The sequence below is a fragment of the Telluria sp. AC161 genome (assembly GCF_979258535.1).
Genome location: NZ_OZ409861.1, coordinates 3,622,325 through 3,634,630, shown reverse-complemented (window position 1 = coordinate 3,634,630; position 12,306 = coordinate 3,622,325). Strand labels below are relative to the sequence as shown.

10 protein-coding genes are annotated in these 12,306 nt (G+C 66.6%); 5 read left to right on the top strand and 5 right to left on the bottom strand.

Annotation, left to right across the window (positions count from 1 at the left end; genetic code table 11):
- Positions 1-19 precede the first annotated feature (19 nt).
- From ACZ0AJ_RS16165 to ACZ0AJ_RS16155, 3 genes are read right to left on the bottom strand one after another with little or no spacing between them, the layout of a single operon-like run.
- Positions 20-1,003, bottom strand: a complete 984-nt coding sequence (locus ACZ0AJ_RS16165) for an NAD(P)/FAD-dependent oxidoreductase (protein ID WP_499455499.1) — start codon at positions 1,001-1,003, stop codon at positions 20-22.
- Positions 990-1,448 (bottom strand): Rrf2 family transcriptional regulator, encoded by a 459-nt coding sequence (locus tag ACZ0AJ_RS16160; protein WP_499455498.1) that lies wholly within the window; start codon positions 1,446-1,448, stop codon positions 990-992. The genes ACZ0AJ_RS16165 and ACZ0AJ_RS16160 overlap by 14 nt, the downstream gene beginning before the upstream one ends.
- Positions 1,449-1,507: 59 nt before the next feature.
- Positions 1,508-1,915, bottom strand: coding sequence for a YbaN family protein (locus ACZ0AJ_RS16155; RefSeq protein WP_499455497.1), 408 nt, complete (start codon positions 1,913-1,915; stop codon positions 1,508-1,510).
- 278 nt (positions 1,916-2,193) lie between these two features.
- On the opposite strand from ACZ0AJ_RS16155, the gene ACZ0AJ_RS16150 reads away from it, so the two are divergent.
- Positions 2,194-4,074: a bifunctional diguanylate cyclase/phosphodiesterase gene (locus ACZ0AJ_RS16150; RefSeq protein ID WP_499455608.1), complete on the top strand. Its 1,881-nt coding sequence runs from the start codon at positions 2,194-2,196 to the stop codon at positions 4,072-4,074.
- A 16-nt stretch (positions 4,075-4,090) separates the two neighbouring features.
- Here the strand turns inward: ACZ0AJ_RS16150 and ACZ0AJ_RS16145 are convergent, their stop codons facing one another.
- Positions 4,091-6,397, bottom strand: a complete 2,307-nt coding sequence (locus tag ACZ0AJ_RS16145) for a CHASE domain-containing protein (RefSeq protein ID WP_499455606.1) — start codon at positions 6,395-6,397, stop codon at positions 4,091-4,093.
- Positions 6,398-6,594: 197 nt separating this feature from the next.
- On the opposite strand from ACZ0AJ_RS16145, the gene ACZ0AJ_RS16140 reads away from it, so the two are divergent.
- The 4 genes from ACZ0AJ_RS16140 (at position 6,595) to ACZ0AJ_RS16125 (ending at position 10,401) form a co-directional block, all read left to right on the top strand.
- Positions 6,595-7,038, top strand: a complete 444-nt coding sequence (locus ACZ0AJ_RS16140; protein WP_499455604.1) for a hypothetical protein — start codon at positions 6,595-6,597, stop codon at positions 7,036-7,038.
- Between the two features lie 99 nt (positions 7,039-7,137).
- Entirely contained in the window at positions 7,138-7,758 is a 621-nt protein-coding gene (locus tag ACZ0AJ_RS16135) for an LON peptidase substrate-binding domain-containing protein (RefSeq protein ID WP_258835566.1), read from the top strand.
- A gap of 23 nt (positions 7,759-7,781) precedes the next feature.
- Complete coding sequence (locus tag ACZ0AJ_RS16130) at positions 7,782-8,534, top strand: hypothetical protein (RefSeq protein ID WP_499455602.1); 753 nt, start codon at positions 7,782-7,784, stop codon at positions 8,532-8,534.
- A 280-nt stretch (positions 8,535-8,814) separates the two neighbouring features.
- Entirely contained in the window at positions 8,815-10,401 is a 1,587-nt protein-coding gene (locus ACZ0AJ_RS16125) for a DEAD/DEAH box helicase (RefSeq protein WP_499455600.1), read from the top strand.
- A gap of 144 nt (positions 10,402-10,545) precedes the next feature.
- Here the strand turns inward: ACZ0AJ_RS16125 and ACZ0AJ_RS16120 are convergent, their stop codons facing one another.
- Positions 10,546-12,258 (bottom strand): PAS domain-containing protein, encoded by a 1,713-nt coding sequence (locus ACZ0AJ_RS16120; protein WP_499455491.1) that lies wholly within the window; start codon positions 12,256-12,258, stop codon positions 10,546-10,548.
- Between the last annotated feature and the right edge of the window lie 48 nt (positions 12,259-12,306).

Genomic DNA, 12,306 nt, shown 5'->3' with positions numbered 1-12,306 from the left:
AATGCCAACGGGCAGAAGCTTATTCGCGGGTGCCTGCAGGCGCCGACGATGCCGCGGCAGGGATCATCGGCGCCGCAAACGGCGTCACGCCAAACACCAGCGAGCGATGCGCGCCGACGCCCGCCATGGCGCCATCGGCCACCGAGAGCGCCACTGAGCTGGCGGCGCGCATCGCGTCACCAGCGGCGAACACGGCTGGGACCGTGGTCTGCCGGCTGTCGTCCGTGCGAATGAACGGTCCCAGCGGCCCCTGTTCGAATGCGCAACCGAGTTGTTCCGCAATCGGGCTGGCCATGTGCACGCGCCCATAGGTAAACAGTCCGGTCATGATTTCCTGGCGCCCGTCTTCCAGCACGACCGTGGCGACATTCACCAGCCGGCGCACGGGCGTGTCGTCGACTTCCACGCCGCGGGCCTGCAGGTCGGCCCGTTGCGCATCGTTCAATGGGCACACGCCGTTGGTGAACAACGTCACCTGGCCCCAGTGCGGCAGCATCTGCGCCTGGTGCACCGACAGCGGGCCGCTGGCCAGCACGCCGATGCGGCCTTCGTTCAGTTCGTAGCCGTGGCAGTACGGGCAGTGGAACACGCTCTTGCCCCAGCGCTCGGCCAGGCCGTCAATGGGTGGCAGGTCGTCGCGTACGCCGGTGGCCAGCACGAGGCGTGCAGCGCGCACGGTGTCGGCGCCATCGAGTTCGACGACGAACGCATCGCCATCCTGACGGGCCGAGGTCGCCGTGCCATCGTGCCAGTTCACGTTGGGATAGGCGGCGACGTTGGCGCGGCCCTCGGCGGCAATGTCGGCGGCGGGCTGGCCGTCGCGCGTCAAAAAGCCGTGCGAATTGGCTGCGTAGCGGTTGCGGCGCTGGCCCGCGTCGACCACCAGGATGCGGCGCCGTGCGCGCGCCAGTTGCAGCGCGGCCGACAGGCCGGCGTAGCTGCCGCCGATGATGATGGCGTCGTAGGGCGTTGTCGCTGCCGGTGTCGGTTCAGTCGTGTTCATGCTTGGGCCTCGTATGAAGGTGATTGTCGTAACGTCCGTTGAAGTCGCGCGACAGGTCGGCCAGGCTCACCTGGCCGAGGCGTTCGACCAGCAGCGCCTCGGCGTCGGCAAACGCGCTTTCGAGCGAGGCATTCACGACGCGCTCGACCAGGCACTCGCTGTGCTCGTTGCGGTTGCCCATCGCGAACACGGTGGGCGCGCCAACGGCATCGTAGACATCGCGCAGCGTGACCTGCGCCAGATCGCACGTCACGGTCCAGCCGCCGCCATGGCCGCGCTCGGAGCTGATGTAGCCGCGTTCGCGCAGGCCGGCCAGCACGCGCCGCACCAATACCGGGTTGGTGCCGAGCATGCCGGCCATCTGCTCCGACGTCATCGGGCGGTCGCTGTGGGCCAGGTGCAGCAGCACGTGGAGGACGGAAGAGAGTTTGCTATCGCGTTTCATGTAACTAATGATAGTACAAAAACGGGCAGCAGATCGCGACGCGCTGGAAAAACAGCGATTTACGGCAGCTCGGTGGGGGAAACGATGGGCTTGGTGCGAGTAGAAGGCAGCTTCAGCGTCGGCAGATACCACCACATATACGTGCTCACGCAGGCGCCGATCACGCCCATCATGATCAGGATTGCGATGCTGTCGAAGTGCCGCGACGACCATGCCATCGAGCCCCACAGCATCACGGTCGCCACGATCTTGCCCTTGAGCGGGATGCCATGGCCGGCCTCGAAATTGGCGATGTACTTGCCGAATACCCGGTGCCCGATCAGCCAGCGGTGCAGGCGCACCGAGCCACGCGCGAAGCAGGCCGAGGCCAGCAGCAGGAAGGGCGTCGTCGGCAGCAGCGGCAGGAAGATGCCGAGGATGCCCAGCAGTACAGCCAGCACGCCGAGGACGTTATAAAAAACTTTCATGGCGTTACTCTAGCACCCTCGGATCAAACTTGTCGAAATGACTACCCGGTATGCATTCTTTGCAACTCGGTCGCATGACGCGTGGTTGAACCGTATATTGTTACACAACTTTAAATTCCTATTTGCAACTTTTAACGTGGAAGTCAGTATAATGTCGAGTCCAACGACGGGCGCGTTTATTTGGCAGGACCAGGAATTGTTTTGACGCCCGGCTATCCATTCCATGTGCTGTCCATCTGTTGCCTGGCTCGATCCGGCCGTCTTCCATGCCTTATCCCATGTCGTCCCATTCTTCCGTGGCCGTGTTCGGCGGCTACGTCAAGCGCCGCGTACTGCGCCACCTGGTGGTGTATCTGGCGCTGATGCTGCTGGTCGTCTGGGGCCTGGTCGCCGTCGAACAGGCGCGCTTTGCCGAACTGGCCGAAGCCGGCGGCAAGAGCAATGTCCAGAACCTGTCGCGCGCATTTTCGGAAGAGGTCAAGGCCACCGTCGGGCTGATCGATCTGTCGCTGGTCCAGCTGCGCGGTACGTGGCAGCGCGCCCCGGCCGATTTCGCCCAGGGCGTGGCCGAGCACGCGCGCCATCTGCGCATGCCCATTCATTTCACCGTCACCGATGCCGGTGGCCGTCTGCTGTACACGAATGATGGTGCGGGCCCGCCGGGGCTGGCGCTGGGTGAGTTGCCCGAGTTCGCCATCCACCGCACGCAGGCCGGCGACCGGTTGTATATCGGCCGTCCCGAGAAGCATCGCGTCAGCGGGCAGTGGTCGATCCAGTTTACGCGCCCGATCCGCGATGCTGGCGGGCGCCTGACGGGTGTGATTGCTGCTGCGGTGCCGCCATCGTATTTCCTGCGCTTTTACAACAGTATCGATCTGGGGCCGGATGCCGCTGTGAGCCTGATGCGCCTGGACGGCACCATCATCGCGCGCAGTTCGCGCCCTGACGGCGAACGCTATATGGGCGTCAATATGGCGCAGGCGCCGCATCTTCGCGCCAAAGGTAACAGCGGCATGTTCCGCAAGGTCAGCATACTCGATGGTATCGACCGTATCTTTGCCTGGTACAAGATGCCGGACTATGGCCTCGTGGTCACGGTCGGCCAGGCCGTCCACGACGCCGAGGCGCGCTTCAACCAGCAAAGCGCGATGATGCGCAATGTGGGCGTGGTCGTCTCGCTCGTGCTGGGCCTGCTGGGGTGGGCAGCGATTGGCGCTGCCGACCGGCGCCGGCGCGCGCTCAGGGCACTGGCGGCGGCCGAGGCGCGCTGGAAGCTGGCGCTGAACGCTGCCGGCGACGGCGTCTGGGATTGCGACATCACGCAAGGCACGGCGCTGCTCTCGCCCAGTGCGCAGCGCATCCTCGACAGCGAACACGCGACCGTCTCGTGGTTCGGTAGCAATGGCCTGGCCGAGCTGGTGCATCCGGACGAATTCGGGGCCGTACGCGCGGCCTTGCGCGACCATATCGATGGCGTCACGCCCGACTACGCGATGGTGCACCGGATCCGCATGCGCGATGGCAGCTGGCGCTGGATCGAGGCACGAGGCACCGTCACCGAGCGGGGCGAGCGCAATGAACCGCTGCGCATGGTTGGCACCTTCTCGAACATCGACGCGCGCAAGCAGGAAGAAGAGCGCATGCGGCGCATGGCGCATGAAGACCCGCTGACCAAGCTGCCCAACCGCGTGCTGCTCGACGACCGCATGCGCCAGGCGATCCGGGTTGCGGCGCGCGATGGCCACAAGGTGGGCCTGATCTATTTTGATCTCGACAAGTTCAAGCCGGTCAACGATACCTACGGCCACGCGGTGGGCGATCGTCTGCTGTGCATGGTGGCCGAGCGGGTGCGCGGGGTACTGCGTGAATCGGACACGCTGGCACGGGTGGGCGGCGACGAATTCGCCGTGCTGCTGCCGCGCTGCGCGCAGGCCCAGGACACCGAGCGCGTGGCCGCCGCCATCCTGGCCTGCCTGGAGCAACCGTTCATCGACGGCCCGCGCGAACTGAATATCTCCGGCAGCATTGGTTACGCCATGTATCCCGATTGCGGCGACGATGGCGAAGCGCTGCTGCACTGCGCCGACCTGGCGATGTACGACGCCAAGGCGCACGGGCGCAACCGGATCTCGGGCAGCTACCGCACCCGCGTCGGCTGACAGCCGCCGGCCGGCATCACAGCAGCGCGCCCATGTCTGGCGCCGCCTGCGTCGGCAGCGCATGCGCCGTATGGCGCGGCAGGTAGATCGTTACCGTGGTGCCGGCGCCCGGCTTGCTCGCCAGCCGGATCTGCCCGCCACTCTGGCGCACGAAGCCGTGCGCCATCGACAGTCCCAAACCCGTGCCTTTGCCTTCCGGCTTGGTGGTGAAGAACGGCTCGAACGCATGCTCCATCACCTCGGGCGGCATGCCGTGGCCCGTGTCGGCCACCGTGATCATCACGTAGTCGCCCGGCGCCAGCTCGGCATCGAGCTGGCCGGCGGCGGTGCTGATCGTCACGTTCTCCAGGCGCAGCGCGATGTGGCCGCCGCCTTCCATTGCATCGCGTGCATTGATGATCAGATTGAGCAGCACGTGCTCGAGCTGGTTCGGGTCGACCAGCGTCGGCCACAGATCGGGCGCGCTGCTGCGCTCGAGCTTGACGGCGTCGCTGGCGGCGCGCTGCAGCAGGCTGTCGCTGCGGTCGAGCAGCTCGGCCACATTGACCACGCTCGGGTGCAGCGGCTGGCGCCGTGCGAACGCGAGCAGCTGCCCAGCCAGCTTCGAGCCGCGTTCGACCGCATCGAGCACATTGTGCAGGCGCTTGCGCGTGGGCGGACCATCGGCGCGCAGCATCAGCTGCACGTTGGCGCTGATGATGTGCAGGATGTTGTTGAAGTCGTGCGCCACGCCGCCGGTCAGCTTGCCTACCGCTTCGAGCTTTTGCGCGCGGTGCAGCGCCATGCGCGCTTCGACCAGGCGCGCCTGGCGCTGCAGTTCGCGTTCCTCGGCGGCGCGGCGCGACGTGATGTCGCGCACGAACACGGTGGCGCCGGCGCCGTCCGACGGCGGCAACAGCGCCACCGCCAGTTCGACCGGCACGCGCCGGCCGCTCGTGTGCAGCACTTCGGTTTCGGCCGGCTGGCCCGGCAGCGGGCCCACGCCACTTTTGGCAAACGCGTCGAACGCGTTGCGGAAGGCCGCATGGCCTTCGGCAGGCAGTAATTCCTCGGCCCGACGGCCGATGGCGTCTTCGGCTTCCATGCCGAAGATCTGCGACGCCTGCGCATTCCAGTCGGCCACGCGCCCCTGGCGGTCGAGCGCGACAAAGCCGTCGTAGGCCGTTTCGAGGATCACGCGCGTACGGCGGCCGTCGGCGGCGATGCGGTCGTGCGACTCGCGCAGCTCGAGCGTCATCGCGTGCGCCAGTTCCAGCGCGCGCCGGCGCGAGCTGGCCAGCAGCCATACGATCAGGCTGGCCAGGGCGCCGAGCACGATGCCGGCGATGGCGATCATGCGCGGGCGGGCGGTGTCGAGTGTGGCTTCCAGCGTGGCGCCGGAGCCCATCCGCACGGTCCAGACACGGCCCGCGATCATCATCCGGGTGGTCGTGGACAGGCGCGGCGCCGTGTGCGTGGCGACGCCGGCCGACTCGTACAGCAGCGTGGCCGGCGAGCTGGTGTCGCCATCGTGGATCGTGACGTCGAGGTCCAGCGCGCTCACGCCGCCCACGCGGCGCATCAGGTCATTCATGCGAAACGGCGCGTAGATCCAGCCGGTCAGGGCGGCGCGGCGCTGCGCGGTGTCGTCGGTCAGGCGGCCCGTGCGATATACGGGCAGGTACATCAGCACCCCGGATTCGGCGCTGCCATCGTCTTCCTGCACCAGCACCACCTTGCCGCTCAGGGTCGCCTGGCCGCTGTCGCGCGCTGCCAGCAGGGCCGCGCGGCGCGCCGGTTCGCTGGCCATGTCGAAGCCGAATGCGCGCAGGTTACGGGCATTGAACGGCTCGATGTGCGAGATCACCGCCAGCACCGACCCGGCTGCCGCCGGGTCGGCCGGCGTCGGCACCGGCTGGACGCGGTAATCGGGAAAGCCATCGGCGCGCACCTGCGCCTCGTGCGCCGCCACGTCGCCGGGCGCCAGCCGCGTGGCGATGCCGAGCGCACCGATGCCGGGGAAGTTCTGCACCAGGTCCAGGCTCTGGTAATACTCGCTGAACACGGCGCGCGGCAGGTCGACCGAGCCGCGCAGGAAGCCGCGCGCGCTTTGCAGCACCTGCTCGTAGACGAGCATGCGCCGGCTGATGTTGTAGGTCATCGCGCGGGTGCGATAATCGAAGGCTTCGCGCAGCTGCGCCTCGGCACTGCGCTGCGCGCTCGCCCAGGCCGCCCAGGTCACCAGCAGCGTCAGCACGAACACCAGCAGCGCCATCAACAGTGGCGCGTGGCCGGCGGCGGGCGGCGGCGGTGAGGCAGGAGGGCGGAGAGGGGTGTGCTGCATGTCCTTGTGTAGTGCAGCCGTGGTGGCGCAGTAGATGGGAGCGGTAGGGTCACCACAGGATACGCACCCTCGCATTCATGGGGCGCACGCAACTTTGCTAATTTGTTAATGAGCTGCCAATCGGGCTCGTCGCTGTTAATTTATTTTATGAAACATTCTAGCCGGAATCTTCTTTGTTGTAAGTATGCGGGTGCGGTATGAGGCAATTCTTGTACCGCCATCTGCCATTGACGGTGCTGGCTGCAGTACTTGGCTTGGTCGTGCTGTGGAGCATGCTGGCGCCGGTCAAGGGCCGCAGTCACCAGTTGCTCCTGGCGTTTCCACCCGGCGTGACGGTCAGTGGCATGGCGGTCCCGGGCGAAATCCGCCTGACGCGGGGCGTGCAGGATGTGCTGCTTCTACGCAACAGTGACCGGGTGCCGATCGTGTTCGGTCCGCTCAAGATTGCGCCCGGGCGCGACGTGCGCCTGCCATTCAGTGACGAGGGCGTATTCGAATACGTGTGCCCGCCTGTGCTGGGCAAGGTGGTGCGCGTGCGCGTGGTGACCGCCCCCGGCCCCGGCTGGGGGCGCCTGGTCTGGCGCCTGGGGAGCCTGCGCCAGTGGGTGCGCTACCTGCCGCTGCGCTCGCCGCAGGACTGATGGGCTGCGGCGGGGGGCTCCGGGGCAGGGTGATCCGCAGCAGCCGTGGGCCCGGGCAATCGTGTCCCGTGTTGGCGACGATTCTGTCATCATGAACCCATGTCGACGATTTCCATGCCACTGTTCCCGCTCAGTACGGTGCTGTTTCCGGACGGGGTGCTGCCGCTGCAGGTGTTCGAGGTACGCTACCTCGACATGATCAGCCGTTGCATCGTCGACGGCACGCCGTTCGGCGTCGTCCTGCTCACCAGCGGCCACGAGGTGCGCAAAGCCGATGCCGGGCAAGAGCGCTTCGTGGCCGCCGGCACCATCGCCTCGGTCACCGAAACTACCGCTGAAACCCCTGGTCTGCTGCAGGTGCTGTGCCGGGGCGGAGCGCGTTTCAATGTCGTCACCGCCGAGCAGCGTGTGAATGGCCTGTGGGTGGCCGAAGCCGAACTGGCCGAAGACGACCAGATCGTGCGCATTCCGTCCGAGCTGCAGGGCGCCGCCGATGCGCTCGACCGCGTGCTCAATTCGCTGCACGAAGTCCCGCAGCACCGCTGGCCGGTGCAGCCGCCGTTCCGGCTGGACGACTGTGGCTGGGTCGCCAATCGCTGGTGCGAGCTATTGCCATTGCCCAACCAGCAAAAGCACAATATGCTGATGCTTGATAACCCCGTGATCCGGCTCGAACTGCTGCACGATGTCCTCGACGAACATGGGTTGATCACTTCCTAGCCGCTCATCGGGGTCCAGCCAGCATGACATTCTCGGACGACTTGCTCATTGCGTACATCAACGGCGACCTTGCCGAGCCGGCGCGTGCGGCGGTCGAACGGGCTGCGCGGGCCGATCCGGTCCTGGCGGCACGCGTGGCCCAGCTCCGGGCCGAACTGCGTAGCGGGCACGGGCGCAGCATCGGGGTGTCGGCCAATGGCCACGATGGCGGTCCCAACGCGCAGCGCGCCGTGCCGCACGGGGCCAAGGTGGTGCACCTGAACAGCCTGCGCCCCGGGCGCCCGATGCCAATGCCGCAACCTCCCGCGCCCAACCGCGTCGTCGGTCTGCACTGGGTGACGCTGGCGGCGGCCCTGCTGGGCAGCGCCATCCTGGGCGCGGTCGGCTGGCATCACCTGGGGCAGGGCACTGGCGTGGCCGTGCTTGACCATGACAATGGCGTGCTGATCGCGCGCGGTGCGCTGGTGACGGCCCTGGCCGAACAGCTGGCCACGCCGGGCCCGTCCGACAGCGGCGTGCGCATCGGCATCACGTTCGTGGCCAAGGATGGCGGCTATTGCCGCAGCTTCGTGGTCGATACCACCGCGGGCCTGGCCTGCCTGCGTCGTGGGCGCTGGACGATTCCGGTCCTGTCCCAGGGCACAGCCGGCGCCGCCTGGCTCGACGGCAGCATTCCGCCGCCTGCCGTGCGCGCCGCCATCGAGGCCCGCATCGCCGGCAACGCGCTCGACCCGGCCGCCGAACGCGCCGCCCAGCAACGCGGCTGGATCCGGTGAGGATGGCACCGCCGCGCGCTGCACGCTTCCTGCTGTTTCTTCTGATAAACTGCTTAAAAAAGTGGCGGGCATATACAGGGGTGCCGATTTCGGGTATCTTGTCACCCGCTAAAAGTGTCTCTACGTCCGCTTTCTCCGGCCCGCTTGCAGGCCAATCTTCCGGTCCCGCCGCCTTGCGCCGGCGTCCGGTTTCCGTTGTCACCCCTCGCTGCGTACTGCCGATCGCGATGGGCCAACCTGCCCGATCGTAGAGCTGAACGAATGATTTCCCGAAAAAACTATGTCTGATACCCCGAACAATACCGAAGTCGCTGTCACGCCAGACGTGGATGTGCTGGTCGCCGCTGACGCCGTCCCGGTCGTGCGCTTTGCCGATTTCGGCCTGGCGCCGGAAATCCTGCGCGCGCTGACGGACCAGGGCTATGTGCACCCGACGCCGATCCAGGCCGAAGCCATTCCTGTCGTGCTGCAGGGCCGTGACGTCATGGGCGCGGCCCAGACCGGCACCGGCAAGACCGCCGGCTTCTCGCTGCCGATCATCCAGCTGCTGATGCAGCATGCCAACCCGAGCATGTCGCCGGCGCGCCACCCGGTGCGCGCGCTGATCCTCGTGCCGACCCGCGAACTGGCGGTGCAGGTCGCCGAAAACGTCAAGGCCTACGCCAAGCACACGCCGCTGCGCGCCACCGTCGTCTTCGGCGGCATGGACATGAAGCCGCAGACCGAAATCCTGCGCGGCGGCGTCGAGATCGTCATCGCCACGCCGGGCCGCCTGCTGGACCATATCGAGCAAAAGAACGTCAGCCTCGGCCAGGTGCAGATGCTGGTGATGGACGAAGCCGACCGCATGCTCGACATGGGCTTTTTGCCCGACCTGCAGCGCATCATCAACCTGCTGCCGAAGCAGCGCCAGAACCTGATGTTCTCGGCCACGTTCTCGCCCGAGATCAAGAAGCTGGCCAACACCTTCCTGAACAATCCGCTGACCATCGAAGTCGCGCGCAGCAATGCCACCGCCGACAAGGTCACGCAGATCGTCTACAAGGTCGAAGAAGGCCAGAAGAGCGACGTCGTCGAGCACCTGATCCGCTCGCGCAACCTCAAGCAGGTGATCATCTTCTCGAACACCAAGATCGGCGCCTCGCGCCTGTCGACGCACCTCGAAAAGCGCGGCATCAAGGCTTCCGCGATCCACGGCGACAAGACGCAGCAGGAACGCATGGCGGCCCTGGACGCGTTCAAGGATGGCGGTGTCGAAGTGCTGGTGGCAACCGACGTCGCCGCCCGCGGCCTGGACATCACCGACCTGCCGGCCGTGATCAACTACGACCTGCCATACAACGCTGAAGACTACGTGCACCGGATCGGCCGCACGGGCCGCGCCGGCGCTTCGGGCGACGCGCTGTCGGTGTATTCGGAAAAAGACGAGCGCCTGCTGCTCGACATCGAAAAGCTGATCAAGCAGACGATCACGCGCGGCACGCTCGACGGCTTCGTCGCGCCGGCCAGCCGTGGCCGTGATGCGGCTGGCGGTCGTGACTCGGGACGTGAATTTGGCCGGGAGTCTGCCCGTCCACCGCGCGACGCCAGCCGTGAATTCGTGCGCGATGGCAGCCGCGATGCAGCAGCAGTAGCGCCACGCGATACCGAACGGGGCCCGCGCCGTGACGCCGAAGCCGGCCGTGGCGCGCCACGCACGCCGCGCACCGGACCTGGCCCGGGTTCGCGCCGCGAGCGCGTCGACCCGTGGTTCCTGAAGCCTTACGAGCCGACCAGCAGCCCGCGCAAGGATCCCGATCCGATCAACGCACCGGCCAAGCCGGGCAAGCAGAAGCTGGCTTTCCTGCTCGGCGGCGGGCCGAAGTAATCGTTGGTTCGCACGGACGGGTTTCCCGTCCACGCGTTCAACGAACATGACATGAATCTGAACGCGTGGACGGCATAGCCGTCCACCCTACCGCTGCATCACCGTAGGGTGGACGGGTTTCCCGTCCACGCGTTCAAACCAGCCTCAGGGCGCGCGCTTCAACGCCGCCTTGATCCGGTCCAGCAAGTCCTGATGCTGGTACGGCTTGGCCAGCACGTTCAGGCCGTCGCTGCGCAGGTCGGAGCCCGGCAGTTGTTCCATATAGCCGGTCGTGACCAGCACTGGCATCTCGGGTAGCCGGGCGTGCACGCGCTCGATCAATTCCAGTCCGTTCATTCCCCCCGGCATGATCACATCCGTGAACAGCAGATCAAACTCCTGGTCGGCATCGAGGATCTCGAGCGCGCGCTCGCCGCTGTGCGCGGCCACCACGTCATACTCCGCCATCTGCAGCATCGCCTCGGCCAGTTCGCGCACGTCGACATTGTCTTCGACCACCAGGATGCGGCAGCGTCGCTTGCCATCGGCGCCGGGTCCCTGCGCCGTTGTGCCAGCGTCCGCTTCCCCGTCGGCCTGGTCGGCCTGATCGGCCACCCGGAATATCATGCGTACTTGCGTGCCGCGCCCCGGTTCGCTGTCGATGTCCAGGCGGCCATGCGACTGCTGCACGAAGCCGTGCACCATCGCCAGGCCCAGGCCCGTGCCCGGTCCCTTGGTCGTGAAGAAGGGCTCGGTCGCGCGGCGCCGCACGTCGGGCGTCATGCCCTGGCCTTCGTCGACCACGCAGATGCAGACATAGTCGCCGGCGCGCAGGCCCAGCTGGCGGCGCCGCTCTTCGGACAGCACCGTGGTGCCGACCTTCACGCCGCCGCCACCCGGCATCGCATCGCGTGCATTGAGCACCACGTTGAGCAGCGCCATTTCGAGGTAGGTCGGATCGATCGTGCAGGCCGGCAAGCCCGGCTTGAGGTCGAGCTGCAGGTTGATCTTGTCGCCCAGCGTACGCACCAGCATGTCGGAAAACTCGACCACCAGGCTATTGAGGCTCAGGCGCTTCGGTTCGAGCCGCTGCTTGCGTGCAAAGGTCAGCAGTTGCTGGGTGAGCTTGGCTGCCTGCATCGTCGCGCGCTGGGCGCGGCGGATCGGCTCGAGCGCCTTGTGCTGGCGCTCGGTGCCCAACAGGGCCACGTCCAGGTTGCCGTTGATGACTTGCAGCAGGTTATTGAAATCGTGCGCCATGCCGGCCGACAGCTGGCCGATCGCTTCCATCTTCTGCGCCTGCAGGTACGATTCCTGCGTCGTGCGGCGCTCGGTGATGTCCATCTGCGAGGCGAAGAAAAACAGCAGCTGCCCGTCCTTGTCGAAGATCGGACCGAAGAACAGCGCATTCCAGAACGGCGTGCCATCGGCCTTGTAGTTCAGCAGGTCGACTGCCACCGCGCGCGCCTCAGCAACGGCCTGGCGCAGCTCGGCCACGGTGTTGCGGTCGGTGTCGGGGCCCTGCAGGAAGCGGCAGTTGCGCCCGAGGATGTCTTCCTGCGTGTAGCCGGTCAGGTCTTCGAAGGCGCCGTTGGCGAACACGATCGGGTTGTCGGGCTGGCGCGGGTCGGTGATCAGCATCGGCATGCGGGTCATTTCCACGGCCGCGAAGAAGATATTGCCGCGCTCGTCCAGGCCGCCGTGCTCGATATAGCTGGCCTGCCAGTGATTCACACCGGGATTGTCCTCGGTCGGGCCCATCGGGTTGACGGCATTGCCCTCGACCTGGCCGGCGGCCGGTACGCCGCGGCTCTGGCCGCCTCCTTGCACATCGAGGTCTTTCTTGAGCGTGTCGTCCTTGGGTGGTCCGAGTACCATGCGTTTCCTTGAGCGTGGGAGGCCGGGATGCTGAAGACGCATCTCGGA

Bases quoted from the DNA above. Each gene is read 5' to 3' on its own strand.
- ACZ0AJ_RS16165 (WP_499455499.1), bottom strand. From the start codon at position 1,003: ATGAACACGACTGAACCGACACCGGCAGCGACAACGCCCTACGACGCC.
- ACZ0AJ_RS16160 (WP_499455498.1), bottom strand. From the start codon at position 1,448: ATGAAACGCGATAGCAAACTCTCTTCCGTCCTCCACGTGCTGCTGCAC.
- ACZ0AJ_RS16155 (WP_499455497.1), bottom strand. From the start codon at position 1,915: ATGAAAGTTTTTTATAACGTCCTCGGCGTGCTGGCTGTACTGCTGGGC.
- ACZ0AJ_RS16150 (WP_499455608.1), top strand. From the start codon at position 2,194: ATGTCGTCCCATTCTTCCGTGGCCGTGTTCGGCGGCTACGTCAAGCGC.
- ACZ0AJ_RS16145 (WP_499455606.1), bottom strand. From the start codon at position 6,397: ATGCAGCACACCCCTCTCCGCCCTCCTGCCTCACCGCCGCCGCCCGCC.
- ACZ0AJ_RS16140 (WP_499455604.1), top strand. From the start codon at position 6,595: ATGAGGCAATTCTTGTACCGCCATCTGCCATTGACGGTGCTGGCTGCA.
- ACZ0AJ_RS16135 (WP_258835566.1), top strand. From the start codon at position 7,138: ATGTCGACGATTTCCATGCCACTGTTCCCGCTCAGTACGGTGCTGTTT.
- ACZ0AJ_RS16130 (WP_499455602.1), top strand. From the start codon at position 7,782: ATGACATTCTCGGACGACTTGCTCATTGCGTACATCAACGGCGACCTT.
- ACZ0AJ_RS16125 (WP_499455600.1), top strand. From the start codon at position 8,815: ATGTCTGATACCCCGAACAATACCGAAGTCGCTGTCACGCCAGACGTG.
- ACZ0AJ_RS16120 (WP_499455491.1), bottom strand. From the start codon at position 12,258: ATGGTACTCGGACCACCCAAGGACGACACGCTCAAGAAAGACCTCGAT.